This window comes from Kribbella speibonae (assembly GCF_004331375.1).
In the GTDB taxonomy this organism is placed as follows: domain Bacteria; phylum Actinomycetota; class Actinomycetes; order Propionibacteriales; family Kribbellaceae; genus Kribbella; species Kribbella sindirgiensis.
Window position 1 is genome coordinate 549830 of record NZ_SJKC01000002.1, and the last position, 14698, is coordinate 564527.

The window sequence follows — 14698 nt, forward strand, 5'->3', positions numbered from 1 at the left end:
CAGCCCTCCTACTGCTCAGGAGGTACGAGACCTACGTGGTGAGCAGCGAACGCCAGTAGGTCCGCCCACTCCGCCGCGATCATCGCGGCGGGCTTTCCGAAGCCATGGCCGGTGTTGACCTCGACCCGAGTCAAGACGGGCTGCGGACCGGTCTGGGCATGCTGCAGCGCCGCGATGAACTTGTGGCTGTGCAACGGAACCACGCGGTCGTCATGGTCGCCTGTGGTCACGAGAGTTGCCGGGTACGCCGTACCGTCGCTGACGCGATGCAGTGGCGAGTACGCCAGCAGGTCCTCGAACTGCTCCGGATCGTCCGGCAGACCGAAGTCGGACGCCCACGCCGCTCCCACGGTGAACAGGTGGAACCGCAGCATGTCCAGGACGCCCACACCGGGCAGCGCGACTGCGAAGAGGTCCGGCCGCTGCGTCATGACCGCGCCGACGAGCAGTCCGCCGTTGCTGCGGCCGTGGATGGCCAGCTGCTCCGGAGTTGTCACGCCGGTGTCCCGCAGGTGTTCGGCGACGGCGATGAAGTCGTCGAACACGTTCTGCTTGTTCTTGAGCCGCCCGGCGTCGTGCCACTCGGACCCGTACTCACCACCACCACGCAGGTTCGTGATGACCAGTACGCCGCCTGCCGCAAGCCAGGCCGGCCACCCGGGCCGGTAGTCGGCCTCGACCGGGATGCGGAACCCGCCGTACCCCCACATGAGCGTCGGACGCGGCGCCTCGAAGTCCAGGTCGGACCGGGTGATCAGGAAGTACGGCACGTTGCGGCCAGGAGCAATGCGGCGCGTGACAGTGACCTGTGGCGGCGTGAAGCCCCCAGAGCCACGGACCAGCTCCGGCAACGCGCGTACGTCGCCTGACCCGGTCGAAACGGCGTACGACAGCGTGGGGTCGGTCGTCGTCGACAGCCCGACGAACAGCTCGTCGTACTCCGCTCCGGCGTTCAGGCCGACCACTCCCCCGCCAGGTACGTCGACGACGCGCTGGCCGGACCCATCGAGCGCGTAGAGCGTCAGCACCGGCTGCGCGTCGACCAGCGTCAGCGTGGCCAGACCGTCCGCCGTACCGCGGACTGCCTGCAGTGTCGACTCTCCCTCCGGGATGAGGTCGGTGAACTCCCCGTCCAGCGTCGAGAGCACCACACGCCCGCGCGACGCGTCCCGGTCGGTCCGCAGGACGAGCTGGTCGCCGGACATCCGGACGAACGCGATCTCGTCCACGAACTCGTCGACGACCTTCACCGGCTCGCCCAGCCCGTCCGAGCTGATCGAGTACACCCAGAGCCGCGTGCTCGGGTCGGTGCCTTCGAAGATGTGGACGACCAGGTAGCGGTCGTCGTCGGACACCTCGGGCGTGATGAAGTACTGGTCGTTGTCCGGGAAGCTCAGCACCAGCTCGTCCTCGGACTGCGGCGTGCCGACCCGGTGCAGCATCAGCCGCCCGCCGCTGAGCGACTTCGTCTCGGTCCCCTCACTGCGCCCGCTCGCCGGGTAGTGCAGGTACAGGTACGCCGAACTGTCCGGGAGCCACGTCGCCTCGCTGAACTTGGCTTCCGACACCACGTCCTCGACCGGCGAGCCGGTGGCGATGTCGAGCAGCCGGAACGTCGTCCAGTCGCTGCCGCTCTCGTTGATGCCGTACGCGAAGTACTTCCCGTCCGGCGAGACGGTGAACGACCCGAGCGAGTCGGTGCCGTCCTCGGAGAGGGTGTTCGGGTCGATCAGCACGCGGCCGCGGGACAGCAGCTCGTCGAGCGAGTCGGCAACGTAGATCACGTCCTGTGCCTGCGTGCCGTCGTTGCGCCCGACGAAGTACCAGCCCGCCTTCTTGACCGGTACGCCGGCGCGTGGGCGCGCGAGGATCGCGGCCATGGTCGTCTGGAACCAGGCTCGCTCCGGATAGCCCGAGAGCTCGGCCTGCGTGAACGAGTTCTGCCGGCTGACCCAGTCCTGGGTGTCGGCGGAGTCAGGGTCTTCCAGCCAGCGGTACGGGTCGGCGATCTGGTGCCCGTGCAACGTCTCGACCACATCGTCGCGGCGGCTCTCCGGATAGGTCATGCTGACAAACCTAGCTGGTGACGGTCAGACTGCGAGCGTGAATAACGACCTGCTCCTGAGGGCCGCTGCGGTGGCCGGTGAGCGGGTGCGCCTCGACGTACTCCGGCAGGTCGCCGGCCTGCCGCCGAACGACTTCCTGGACGCCCTGGACGCACTGGTCCGTGCCGGCGCTCTGGTCGTCACAGCGGGCGAGGCCTGGTTCGCCGACGAGTCCGTACGCCGGGACGCCGAGGCACGACTGCCCCTCACAGCGCGCTCCGACCTGCACCGCCGTACGGCTGAGGCTGTTGACGCACCGACCGAGGCGCAGCGGCACTGGTCCGCGGCCGTCGCAGTGACACCGGATGCACGAGAACGAGCACGGCTGCAGCTCGAGCTGGCACAGGCAGCTGTCAAAGCTGGCGACCTATCGGCAGCGCATGTGGCCGCGCAGGCCGCAGTCAGGGCGGCCCGCAACGAGCAGGACCTCGACCTGCTCGCAGACGCGGCGGTTGCGTTGGAGCCGATCGGCCAGTCCGTGTGGGACGGCGACATCCACCAGTGGTGCACCGAGGCGCTCGCAGCGTCCAGCCACTCAACAGAGACCAGGGTCCGGCTGCTTGCCCGGCAGGCGCAGGCGGCCGTCTACCTCGGCCGCTGGTCAGAGGCCTTGACCGCGAGCAGAGCGGCCCTTAGCGAGGCAGTGGACATCCCAGACGACGACCTCCTGGTCGAGGCGCTCACCGCACGCCAACTGGCCACCAGCGGACCGGACGACGTGGAGGAACTGACCGCCGCAGCACGCCGCATGATCGAGCTCGGTACGTCGACCGGCCGCGCCGAGATCGAGCTCCGCGGACGCCTGTGGCAGGTGGACGCGCTGTGGTACTCCGGCGACCTGGCCGCGATCGGAGGCGAGACAGGACGACTGGCGAGCTGTGCCGGCCGCGTCAACGGGCCACACGGGCGCTGGCACGTACTGCTCACGCAGGCGTCGCTCGCACTGGCCAGAGCCGAGTTCGAGGACGCAGAGGCTCTGCTCGACGAAGCACTCGCGGTGTTCCGCAGCATCGGCCACCCGGCAACGCATGGCGCCGAAGTCGCGTTCCGGATGCTGCTCGGCCACCACCGAGGCCACTCCGCCGAGTTGCTGGGCAGTGCGATCTGGCAGTTCGGGACCGATGCCCGCTGGGATCTCGCCGCCCGTCTCAACCGCGCCTTCGTCCTCGTCGATGCCGGCCGTCTCGAAGAGGCGGCCGCCCTGTACCAACGCTGCGGTGATCCAGAGTCCTGGCCGAGCTGGCGCGCCGGCGAACTACTGCTGCACACCATCGGCGCCCGCGTGGCAGCCGCGGTCGGCGCGACCGCCGACGTACGCCGCTTCCGCGACTGGCTGGAACCACACCGTGGCCGGTACGTCGTCGCCGGTGCTGGTGCGACCAACTTCCTCGGTCCGGTCGAGCTGGTGCTCGGTGCATGTGCTGCCGCGCTAAATGAATGCGATGCGGCCGTTGCGGACCTCCAGAAGGCCGGTGCGCTGTGTCGGTCTATCGGTGTGCCTGGCTTCGCGGTCGAGGCCGCCTGCCTGCTGGCCGAGGTCTACGAGCAGTCCGGTGATGTGGCACAGGCCCGTGCACTGACCGCCGAGACACTGCCGCTCGCGAAGACGCTAGGGATGACTCCGTGGGTCCAGAGACTGACAACGCCTACCGGCCCGTTGAGCCAGCGGGAGCGCGAGGTCGCCGATCTGGTCGCCAAGGGCCTCAGCAACCGTGAGATCGCCGCCGCACTGGTCATCTCCGAACGAACCGCCCAGAACCACGTCCAGCACATCCTCACCAAGCTCGGCTTCGCGAACCGTGCCCAGGTCGCTGCCTGGGTGAGTAAGGGATGAGCATTTCGGACGATGCGCCACGTCACCGTGCGGCGGACGCTGAGGACCATGACGCGACACGACCAGACCGGCGCCGACCTCGACCTGTGGGACCAGGTCACCAGCGCCTACTTCACTGAGCGCCTGCACCTCAGCACAGAGCACCGCAGCACAGAGCACCGCAGCACAGAGCACCGCAGCACAGCACCAGGCGTGGACCTGTACATCGACCCCATCTGCCCGTACACGTGGGTGGTGGCCTGCTGGCTACGGGAGGTCGCCCAGTACCGCGACCTCGACCTCCGGTACCACGTGATGAGCCTGCTCCTGCTCAACGAAGGCCGCGACGACAGCTACAGCCGGCAGCTCGGCGCGTCGACGGGCCCGTCGAGGGTGGCGACCGCAGTCGTCACGCACCACGGCAGTGAAGCGTTCCGGACCTGGCACGGTGCGTTCGGCGACCTGATCTTCGACCACTGGCGGTATCCGACGCCAACGGAGTACCGCGACGCCTCGGCAGCAGCTCTGAGCGAGGCCGGACTGCCCGCCGCACTCGTGGACGCGGCCGACACCACGGAGTACGACGACGCACTGCGCCGCAGCCACAACGCAGGAACCCGTCCGGTGGGGATCGACGGCGGTACGCCGGTTGTGCACATCGACGGCGCCGCGTTCTTCGGACCGGTTCTGAACGCGGTCCCCCGCGGCGACGACGCAGTGCGTCTGTTCGACGGCGTACGGCTGCTTGCGGGCTGTGCCGACTTCTACGAACTCAAGCGCACGCGCACCACACCGCCCGATGTGAGCTACCGTCCGATGGAGGGGAAGGCATCACGATGAACGACGACGAACTCTGGGCCGCGATCGATGCCCAGCGCCTGCGTACCGCCGACCTGCTGGCAACGCTGGCGCCGGCCGACTGGTCGCATCGGTCGCTGTGCGACGGCTGGACCGTGCGCGACGTCGCCGGCCACCTCACCCTCCAGCAGATGACCCTGGGTGACGGCCTCCGCCTCGCACTGAAGCATCCGGGCCTCCACAGCCTCAACTGGATGATCCAGACCTCCGCCCGCGACCAGGCCGCCCTGCCGACCGAACAAATCATCGGAGCGATCCGCGGCATGGTCGGCTCCCGGAGGCACAACCTCGGCGTCACTCCGCGCGAGACCCTGATCGACATCGTCGTTCACGGGCAGGACATCGCGATCCCCATCGGCCGGACGCTCCCGGTGCCGCCGGAGGTGGCTGCGACGGCCGCCGAACGTGTCTGGGAGTGCCGGGGCACGCGGCTGTCCAAGGTCTTCAAGCCGGTGCCGTACGACGGCCTGAAACTGGTCGCCGACGACGTCGACTGGAGTGTGGGCGACGGACCGGAGCTCCGCGGCCCGGTCCTGTCGCTGCTCCTGCTGCTCACCGGCCGCCGGGTTGTCCTGCCGCAGCTGGACGGTCCCGGCGCCGCAGCACTGCAACGGGTATGACGTCGTACCCACCGGCTCCAGTGGGCGGCATCCCGCGCAGGCGCTGGAGCCGGTGAGCACGACTGGCCCTCACGAACGGGCCGGGGTGATGTCCTTGGTCCAGAGCACGTCGCCGAACAGGTTCCGCAGCGAGACCGTGAACACGCCGGTCCGCGGGTCGATCCGGGTGTGCCCGAAGAACTGGTTGCCGCTGGCCGGCGACTGGCTCGGGAAGTCCGCCGCCTTCGAGAACACGACCTCGGGGCCGAAGGTGCTGTCGAGCGCGTTCGGGCCGAACACACCCGCGTTGATCGGCCCGGCCACGATCTCCCAGAACGGGTCGAAGTCGGTGAACGCCGCCCGCGACGGGTCGTAGTGGTGCGCCGCGGCGTAGTGCACGTCGGCGGTCAGCCAGATCGCGTTGCGGACCTTGCGCTTCTTGAACTGGCTGAGCACCCAGGCGATCTCGTGCTCGCGACCGCCGGGCGCCCCCGGAAGACCGTTCGCGACCGCCTCGATCAGGTCACCGTCCGGGACCAGCAGGCCGAGCGGCATGTCGCTGGCGATCACCTTCCAGGTCGCCCGCGACGCCGCGACCTCACGCACCAGCCAGGCGGCCTGCTCGGCGCCGAGCATCGCCACCGGGCCGACGGTCGACGGCACCGGGTTCGCGCCGCGGAAGGTACGCATGTCCAGGCAGAACACGTCGAGCAGCGGGCCGTGGCTCACCTTTCGGTAGATCCGGTCCCGCCCACCCACGTGCTCCATCGGCAGGTACTCGAGAAACGCCTTCTTCGCCCGCGCCGCGAGAACGTCGACCCGCCGCTCGGTGTACCGCGCGTCGGTGATGATCTCCCCCGGGTACCAGTTGTTCAGCGTCTCGTGGTCGTCCCACTGCGCGACCAGCGGTACGTCGGCGTACAGCGCGCGCACGTTGTCGTCGAGCAGGTTGTACTTGTACCTGCCGCGGTACTCGGCCAGCGTCTCGGCGACCTTCGAGACCTCCTCGGTCACCACGTTCTTCCACACGGTGCCGTCGGCAACTTTCAGCTCGGCCTGGATCGGGCCGTCGGCGTAGATGTTGTCGCCGGAGTGCAGGAAGAAGTCCGGCCGGGTCTCGTGCATGGCCTTGTAGGCGATCATCCCGCCGAGCTCTGGGTTGATGCCGTACCCCTGGCCCGCGGTGTCACCCGTGAACACGAAGGACACCGGCCGGTTGCGCCCAGGCGTACTGAACGAACCGTCCAGCGTCTCGCCGATCCGGCCGCTGGAGTCCTCGAAGCCGAGCCGGTAGTCGTAGCGCTGCCCCGGGCGCAGACCGCGCAGCGGCAGTCGCGCGGTGAAGTCGTCCGCGCCGTCCGTCTTCGGGCCGCGCAGGCAGATCGCCCGGTCGAAACGGCCGTGGCTGGTCAGCTGGACGACCAGCCGGCCGGGCCGGTCGGCGCGCGACCAGACGACGCCCGAGTTCGGCGTCACGTCGGCGCTCGCGACACCGGACGGCAGCGCGGCCCGGTCACGGCGGACGAGATTGGGTGCCCCAACGGCCACCCCCGGTACGGCGAGGGACGCACCGGCGACGGTGGACGCGGCAAGGAGTTGGCGGCGACTCAGTTTCATGACCCGAAGGTGCTCCCCGCTGATGACGGCCAGGTGACAGCCGGGCGAACTGAGCCTCAAATCACCTGCGGGCCTCGGCCACCGCCTTGCGTGCGGCTACCTGGCGTGGTTCCGTTGAAGTACTCAGCACCTTCTCGTGACGCTGCCCCAGACCTGGTAGCGCATCAGCCGATGCACTATTGGAACCGGGGCGTTCTCATGTCACAGCTTCTCGCCGAAGAGCACGACCCGTTGCGGGCTCAGCACAAGTACACGAACCTCTACACCGACCTGCTCCGGACCGTCCGCGAACTCGGACTCCTCCGGCGGCGTCGCGGGTACTACTTCACCCGGATCGGCCTGGTGCTGGCTGCCTTCGCCGGGGTCTGGGTCGGCGTCGGGCTGCTCGGCAACTCCTGGTTCCAGCTGCTGATGGCAGGTGCACTGGCGCTGGTCCTTACGCAGGTCGCCTTCCTCAGCCACGACAGCGCGCATCGCCAGGTCTTCGACTCGGCCGCCTGGAACGACTGGACCGCGCGCCTGCTGGCCGGTGGCCTCGTCGGCATCAGCGCAGCGTGGTGGAAGTCGAAGCACAGCCGCCACCACGGTGCGCCGAACCAGCTGGGGAAGGACCCCGACATCGCCATCGGCGTCGTCGCGTTCACCCCTGAGCACGTCGGCCGGCGCAAGGGCTTCCGGGCGTGGCTGACCCGCCGCCAGGGCTGGCTGTTCTTCCCGCTGCTGACCCTCGAAGGCCTGAGCCTGTACGTCGCGAGCATCCAGCACCTCTTCCGCCGCGGAACGAGCACCGTTGAGCGCGTCGAGGCCGCGATCGTGGTGACCCGGCTCGCCGGATATCTCACCGTGCTGTTCCTCGTCCTGCCGATCGGCAAGGCCGGAGCGTTCCTCGGGCTGCAACTCGCCGTGTTCGGCGTCTGCCTCGGCGGCTCGTTCGCCCCGAACCACAAGGGCATGCCGCTGGTCCCGAAGACGATGAAGCTGGACTTCCTGCGCCGCCAGGTGCTGATGTCGCGCAACATCCGCGGCGGCGTGTTCACCGACTTCGCGATGGGCGGCCTGAACTACCAGATCGAGCACCACCTGTTCCCGAGCATGCCGCGGCCGACGCTGCGCAAGGTCCAGCCGATCGTCCGCGAGTACTGCGAACTGCACGGCATCAAGTACACCGAGGTCGGCCTGTTCACGTCGTACAAGATCGTCGTCGGCTACCTGAACAACGTCGGTCTCCGCGCCCGGGACCCGTTCGACTGCCCGCTGGCCTCGCAGTACGGGCGATAGCACTTTGCCAACCCGACCTCGTCGGGTCACGTGTCCGCATGTCCGACGTTGCGTGAGGTCACTAGGCTGACCGGCGTGAGCGCCCAGCAGCAGTACGTCAGCCTCTACACCGATCTCCTGCAGACCGTCCGCGACCTCGGTCTGCTGAGGCGGCGGCAGGGCTACTACGTCACCCGGATGAGCATCGTCCTGGGTGCCTTGCTCGCGGTCGTCGCGTGCATGATCCTGCTCGGCAACTCCTGGCACCAGCTCTGGCTCGCCGGCGCCCTGGCGCTCGTGCTGGTGCAGGTGGCGTTCCTGAGCCACGACAGCGCCCATCGGCAGATGTTCCACTCGAACGCGCGCAACGACTGGACCGCGCGGATCCTCGCCGGCGGCGTCCTCGGCATGAGCGTCAGCTGGTGGCGCGCCAAGCACAACAAGCATCACGCCGCCCCGAACCAGGCGGACCGCGATCCCGACGTACAGCTCAAGGTGCTCGCGTTCACCCCCGACGCCGTCACCGAACGCGGGCCGATCGGCCGCTGGTTCGCCGCGCGGCAGGGCTGGCTGTTCTTCCCGCTCCTCACGCTCGAGGGCGTCGGCCTGCACGCCTCCAGCCTCACGCACCTGCTGCGCCGCGGCGCGACCCGCGCGGACCGGATCGACGCCGCGGTCGTCGCGTCGCGGATCTCGCTGTACGTCGCCGCGCTCTACTTCCTGCTGCCGCCCGGGAAGGCCAGCGCGTTCCTCGGGCTGCAACTCGCCGTGTTCGGGGTCTGCCTCGGCGCCGCGTTCGCCCCGAACCACAAGGGCATGCCGATCGTGCCGAAGACGATGAAGCTGGACTTCCTGCGGCGCCAGGTGCTGATGTCGCGCAACATCCGCGGCGGTGTGTTCACCGACATCGCGATGGGCGGACTCAACTACCAGATCGAGCACCACCTGTTCCCGAGCATGCCTCGGCCGACGCTGCGGAAGGTGCAACCGATCGTCCGCGAGTACTGCCAGCTCCACGGCATCGCGTACGCCGAGGTTGGCCTGTTCACGTCGTACAAGATCGTCGTCGACTACCTCAACAACGTCGGCCTCCGCGCCCGCGACCCGTTCGACTGCCCCCTCGCCGCCGAACTGCGAACGGTGCCGTCAGCGGGCGGGCGGGATCTCGCCTGAGCCGCGGATGGTCAGTTTCACCGGGACGCGGACGGTGCGGCCGGGGCGGTGCGGCTCCGGGAGACGCTCGGTCATCAACTGGATCGCCGTCCGGGCCATCACGTCGGCAGACTGCGCGACCGCGGTCAGGCCAGGGCTGAGCAGGTCGCCGAGCGCCAGGTCGTCGAAGGACACCAGCGCGACCTGATCCCGTCGGCCCGCGAGACCGCGCAGCACCTCCGCCGTGGTCATGTTGTTCGCCGAGAGCAACGCCGTGGCCGGCTCGGAGCGGTCGAGGACGGCCGAGAGCGTGATGCCGATGCCCTCGGTGGTCGGCTCGGACAGGTGCACGAGGTCCTCGTCAACGACGATCCCGTGCCTGGCCATCGCCGCCCGGTAGGCCACCACCCGCTCGCGGGCGGTGAAGATCCGCTCGTCGTCACCGAGGTACGCGATCCGGCGGTGACCCTGGCGGACCAGGTGGTCGATCGCCTGGTCGATCCCGCCGGCGTTGTCCGCGAGAACGGCGTCCGCCTCGATCCCGTGCGCGGGACGGTCGATCGTGACGACCGCCATCCCGGCGTCGACATGCGGCGCGAGGTACTCCTGGGTCTCCCCGATCGGCGCCATGATCAGCGCGTCCGGCCGCCGGGCGACGAACTCCAGGCAGACGTCCCGCTCCCGCTCGGGGTCCTCGTCGGTCAGGCCGATCATCACGACCGATCCCGACGAACGGGCCCAGAGCTCGACCGCGCGCCCCAGCGACGCGAAGAACGGGTCGCCGATGTCACGGATCACCACCGCGATCGTCCCGGTCTTGCCGCGGCGCAGCATCCGGGCGGACTCGTTCGGGGTGTAGTTGAGCTCCTTGATCGCGGCCTGGACCTTGGCGGTCAGCTCCGGGCTCACGTTCGGTTCCTCGTTCACCACCCGGGACACGGTCTTCAACGCGACCCCGGCCCGGGCGGCGACCTCCTTCATCGTGGGCCGGCGCTGACCCGTCCCGTTCACCCCGCTGACACTCATCGCCGGCCCACCCTTTCGTCGTCGCGCAGAGGTTACACCGGGTGACTAGCTTTCGACCACGACCGGAATGATCATCGGGCGGCGGCGGTGGGTGTCGCTGACCCATTTGCCGACAACCCGGCGGATCACCTGCTGCAGCTGGTACATGTCGTCCAGCCCGCTGCCGATCGCCTTCTCGATCTCCGCCTCGATCTTCGGCTTCAGGTCGTCGAACACGGTGTCGTCCTCGGCGAACCCGCGGGCCTGGATCTCCGGGCCGGCGGTCAGCTTGCCGGTCACCGAGTCCATCACCGCGATCACCGAGATGAAGCCCTCGTCCCCGAGGATCCGGCGGTCCTTCAGCGAGGTCTCGGTGATGTCGCCGACGGTCGAGCCGTCCACGAACACATACCCGCAGTCCACCTTGCCGGCCACCACGGCCTTGCGGTCGATCAGGTCGACCACCACACCGTCCTCGACGACGACCACGTTCTCCCGCGGTACGCCGGTCTGCACCGCCAGGTCCGCGTTCGCGTGCAGGTGCCGGACCTCGCCGTGCACCGGCATGACGTTGCGCGGCTTCACGATGTTGTAGCAGTACAACAGCTCGCCCGCGCTCGCGTGACCGGACACGTGCACCAGCGCGTTGCCCTTGTGGATCACGTTCGCGCCGTGCCGGATCAGGCCGTTGATCACCCGATACACCGAGTTCTCGTTGCCGGGGATCAGCGAGGACGCCAGTACGACGGTGTCACCCCGCTGGAGATGTACGACGTTGTGGTCGTTCGCGGCGATCCGGGACAGCGCCGACATCGGCTCGCCCTGCGAACCGGTGGACACCAGCACCACCTGCTCCGGCGGGTAGTTGTCCAGGTCGCGCATGTCGATCAGCGTGTCGCCGGGCACGTTCAGGAAGCCGAGGTCCCGGGCCACGCCCATGTTGCGGACCATCGAGCGGCCGACGTACGCGACCTTGCGGTGATGCTTCACCGCGGCGTCCATCACCTGCTGGACGCGGTGCACGTGCGAGGCGAAACAGGCGACGATGATGCGCTGGTTCTTCGCCTTGGTGAACACCCGGTCCAGCACCGGCGCGATATCGCGCTCGTGGGTGGTGAAGCCGGGCACCTCGGAGTTCGTGGAGTCGACCATGAACAGGTCGACGCCTTCCTCGCCGAGCCGCGCGAACGCGCGCAGGTCGGTGATCCGGTTGTCCAGCGGCAGCTGGTCCATCTTGAAGTCACCGGTGTGCAGCACCACGCCGGCCGGCGTCTTGATCGCGACCGCGAGCGCGTCCGGGATCGAGTGGTTGACCGCGACGAACTCGCAGACGAACGGCCCGATCTGGAGCTTCTCGCCCTCGACCACGGTCTGCTGCGGCACGTTGCGGTGCCGGTGCTCCTTCAGCTTGCCCTCGAGCAGCGCGAGCGTGAGCTGCGATCCCACCACCGGGATGTCGCCCCGCTCACGCAGCAGGTAGGGCAACCCGCCGATGTGGTCCTCGTGGCCGTGTGTCAGGACGACCGCGACGACGTCGTCGAGACGGTCCCGGATCGGCTCGAAGTCCGGCAGGATCAGGTCCACGCCGGGCTGGTTCTCGTCCGGGAAGAGTACGCCGCAGTCCACGATCAGCAGCTTGCCGTCGTACTCGAACACGGTCATGTTCCGGCCGACCTCGCCGAGGCCGCCGAGCGGGATGACCCGCAAAGCGCCCGGAGCGAGAGGTCCGGGCGCGGAGAGATCTGGATGGGGATGGCTCATGCAATCAGTCCTGCCTGTTTCAAGTCGGTGGTGAGCCGGTCCACTTGCTCGGCCGTCGCCTCAACCAGCGGCAACCGAAGGGTCGCGTGCTCGATGACGCCGGCCAGCCTGAGCGCGGCCTTCACCATGATGGCGCCCTGGGTCCTGGTCATGATCGTCTCGACGGCGGGCACCAGCCGTCGATCAATTTCCTGTGCGGTGGCGAGGTCGCCGGCCACCACGGCGTCGATCAGTTGCCGGTACTCCCGGCTCGCGACATGGGCCACCACGCTCGCGATACCGACCGCGCCGATCGCCAGGGAGGCGAGATTCAGCTCGTCGGCACCGCAGTAGTAGAACAGATCGGTGTTCGCCAGCACCTTGGTGGTCCCGGCGATGTCGCCCTTGGCGTCCTTCACGGCGACGATCCGCGGGTGCTCGGCGAGCGTGATCAGCGTCTCACTCTTGATCTCGACGCCGGCCCGGCCGGGGATGTCGTACAGCATGTTCGGCAGGCCGGTGGCGTCGGCGACCGCGGTGAAGTGCGCGCGCAGCCCGTCCTGCGGAGGCTTGTTGTAGTACGGCGTGACGACGAGCAGACCGTCCGCGCCGGCGGCCTCGGCCTGCTTGGCGCACTCGATCGTGTGCGCGGTGTCGTTGGTCCCGACGCCGGCCACGAGCTTGGCCCGGTCGCCGACGGCCTCGCGGACCGCCTGGAGGATCTGGACCTTCTCCTGGTCCGACGTGGTCGGCGCTTCGCCGGTGGTCCCGTTCAGCACCAGGGCGTCGTTGCCGGCGTCGACGAGGTACGTCGCGACCTTCTGGGCAGCGTCCAGATCGAGGGAGCCGTCGGGCCGGAACGGGGTGATCATCGCGGTCGTCAGACGGCCGAAGGGCAGCGCCTGCGAGGGCGTGGATGCTGGCGAGGACATGGGCCTCAGATTACCGCTCCCGAACCCTGAAGAAATGGGTAGGCCTGGTGGCTGTCCGCTCGGGGGTCCGGGCAGCCACCAGGCTCACTCGTCCTATCGGGGCCCACCCGGTAGTCGTTACAGCTTCCGGCAAAAAAGTCCGGAAAAACTTCTGCAAATACTCTCCGTGAGCAAATGACTGCAGTGTGTTGGAATTTCGGTGCGCTTCCGATGCTTTAGGGTCATCGGCGTGTCGACACCCTTCACCGCCCCCACGGCCCAACAGCGCCTGACCACGGTCTGCGCCACGATGGCCGCCGCGATCCCGATGATGACTCTGGTCCTGTGGTTCGTGCTCGGCACCCACGGGCTCGGCGAACTCCCGGCGAGCTGGCCGCTGCTGGTGGTGCTCGCCGCCGCGGTCAGCGCGTATTCCTTCTGCGAACTGATCGGCTTCCGCACTCCCCCGCTCGAGTACTCCAGCCGCCCGGCCGCCGAAGTGCAGACGGAATCCTGGCGCCGCTTCACCGCGTCGACGTTCACCCGGTTCGCGGTCTGTGAGTCCGTGTTCCTGATCTCCGTCGCGCTCGCGTTCGTCGCCGACAGCTTCTGGGTCGTTCTGCTCGGTGCGGTGATCGCGCTCCCGCTGTTCTTCTGGGAGGCGTGGCCGGGCGAGCGCAACCAGCGCCGGTTCGCCGCCGCGCTCGAGTCCGGCGGAATTCCGTCGTACCTGACCGGCCGGCCTCAGGACTGACCCGCAAGCCAGACCGAGGTCGCGTCGAACAGGCGCTCCACCACCTGCAGGCCGCCGGGCAGCAGCAGTACGGCGGCGACGGTCAGCACCGGGACGATGATCGCGTGCTCGAACCAGTGGCCGGTGCTGAAGCGGAGCGGTTTCGGCAGCCGGAGTTCGTACCAGGTCTCGCCGCGGATCGGCAGGGGCCAGAGCCACGGGCAGCCGGAGCGGGTCAGGCTGTCGCCCAGGCAGTGAACGAACATGCCGACGGCGACGGCCGCGCCGATCCAGCCGCCGATCTGACTCAGACCCGTCTGTAGCGCGTCGGCGGCCGCTGTGCCGGGGAGGACGGTTCCTGGACCCGTCGTGCTGACGATCGACCAGCCGACCGCCGCCAGCACGGCCATGACGATCCAGTCGCCCAGTGCGTCGGCTGCCAGGACGAGGCCGGTGACCGCGACTGCCAGTACCGCCCATTTGCCGCGGTCGCCGAGGCTCGCGGCGAGCATGCCGAGAAGGATCGCGGCGGCGAGAGTGTGGGTCGCGTGCCGGTGTTTGCCGGTGCTGTCCTCGTCGCGTGGGCCCTTCGTCACGCTGTAGAGCACACCGGAGAACGCCCTGACCGCGGCAGACACCAGCCGGGTCACCGGTCCGAGCAGGCGCGATGCGCTCGCGCCCGGGTGATCCAGGTCCGGCACCAGCGCGTACCCGGCCGTGGCCGCCGCGAACGGCACCACCTCCGCCACCGAGGTCAGCCCGACCAGCGGCGCCACCGCCAACCCGGCACACCACCCCGACAAAGCATGCGACCGCCCCATCATCCGGAGCCTCACCCCTCCCAGTCGCCGTACATCCTCCCCCACCGGCACCATCAGTCACACACACCACACCGGGATCCGGTCGCT

The 14698-nt window shown here is 68.9% G+C and carries 12 protein-coding genes; 6 read left to right on the top strand and 6 right to left on the bottom strand.

From position 1 onward, the window contains the following. Positions 1-8 precede the first annotated feature (8 nt). Positions 9-2066 (bottom strand): prolyl oligopeptidase family serine peptidase, encoded by a 2058-nt coding sequence (locus tag E0H92_RS16005; RefSeq protein WP_131467809.1) that lies wholly within the window; start codon positions 2064-2066, stop codon positions 9-11. A 37-nt stretch (positions 2067-2103) separates the two neighbouring features. On the opposite strand from E0H92_RS16005, the gene E0H92_RS45030 reads away from it, so the two are divergent. From E0H92_RS45030 to E0H92_RS16020, 3 genes are read left to right on the top strand one after another with little or no spacing between them, the layout of a single operon-like run. Next, positions 2104-3939, top strand: a complete 1836-nt coding sequence (locus E0H92_RS45030; protein WP_131496792.1) for a helix-turn-helix transcriptional regulator — start codon at positions 2104-2106, stop codon at positions 3937-3939. A gap of 48 nt (positions 3940-3987) precedes the next feature. Continuing rightward, complete coding sequence (locus tag E0H92_RS16015) at positions 3988-4758, top strand: mycothiol-dependent nitroreductase Rv2466c family protein (RefSeq protein WP_238173449.1); 771 nt, start codon at positions 3988-3990, stop codon at positions 4756-4758. Then, positions 4755-5396: a maleylpyruvate isomerase family mycothiol-dependent enzyme gene (locus tag E0H92_RS16020; RefSeq protein ID WP_131496793.1), complete on the top strand. Its 642-nt coding sequence runs from the start codon at positions 4755-4757 to the stop codon at positions 5394-5396. The genes E0H92_RS16015 and E0H92_RS16020 overlap by 4 nt, the downstream gene beginning before the upstream one ends. 69 nt (positions 5397-5465) lie before the next feature. On the opposite strand, the gene E0H92_RS16025 is transcribed toward E0H92_RS16020, so the two are convergent. Then, complete coding sequence (locus E0H92_RS16025; RefSeq protein WP_131496794.1) at positions 5466-6992, bottom strand: alkaline phosphatase D family protein; 1527 nt, start codon at positions 6990-6992, stop codon at positions 5466-5468. Positions 6993-7190: 198 nt separating this feature from the next. Between E0H92_RS16025 and E0H92_RS16030 the strand changes: the two genes are divergently transcribed. Both E0H92_RS16030 and E0H92_RS16035 read left to right on the top strand, forming a co-directional pair. Next, entirely contained in the window at positions 7191-8270 is a 1080-nt protein-coding gene (locus E0H92_RS16030; RefSeq protein WP_131496795.1) for a fatty acid desaturase family protein, read from the top strand. A gap of 75 nt (positions 8271-8345) precedes the next feature. Continuing rightward, the gene (locus tag E0H92_RS16035) at positions 8346-9422 is read left to right on the top strand and encodes a fatty acid desaturase family protein (protein WP_238173450.1); all 1077 of its coding nucleotides are present in this window, start codon (positions 8346-8348) and stop codon (positions 9420-9422) included. Here E0H92_RS16035 and E0H92_RS16040 read toward each other — a convergent pair. Genes E0H92_RS16040 through dapA form a run of 3 tightly spaced genes read right to left on the bottom strand, consistent with a single transcriptional unit; the run spans position 9396 to position 13078 of the window. Then, positions 9396-10427, bottom strand: coding sequence for a LacI family DNA-binding transcriptional regulator (locus E0H92_RS16040; protein WP_131467799.1), 1032 nt, complete (start codon positions 10425-10427; stop codon positions 9396-9398). The two genes, E0H92_RS16035 and E0H92_RS16040, sit on opposite strands and share 27 nt — an antisense overlap. A gap of 45 nt (positions 10428-10472) precedes the next feature. After that, the gene (locus E0H92_RS16045; RefSeq protein ID WP_131496796.1) at positions 10473-12167 is read right to left on the bottom strand and encodes a ribonuclease J; all 1695 of its coding nucleotides are present in this window, start codon (positions 12165-12167) and stop codon (positions 10473-10475) included. Then, complete coding sequence (dapA, locus tag E0H92_RS16050) at positions 12164-13078, bottom strand: 4-hydroxy-tetrahydrodipicolinate synthase (RefSeq protein WP_131496797.1); 915 nt, start codon at positions 13076-13078, stop codon at positions 12164-12166. Before dapA ends, E0H92_RS16045 begins: the two co-directional genes overlap by 4 nt. Positions 13079-13307: 229 nt before the next feature. On the opposite strand from dapA, the gene E0H92_RS16055 reads away from it, so the two are divergent. Then, positions 13308-13811, top strand: coding sequence for a hypothetical protein (locus E0H92_RS16055; RefSeq protein ID WP_131496798.1), 504 nt, complete (start codon positions 13308-13310; stop codon positions 13809-13811). Here the strand turns inward: E0H92_RS16055 and E0H92_RS16060 are convergent. Further along, complete coding sequence (locus E0H92_RS16060; RefSeq protein ID WP_338068862.1) at positions 13802-14665, bottom strand: metal-dependent hydrolase; 864 nt, start codon at positions 14663-14665, stop codon at positions 13802-13804. The genes E0H92_RS16055 and E0H92_RS16060 overlap by 10 nt on opposite strands. Positions 14666-14698: the final 33 nt, after the last annotated feature.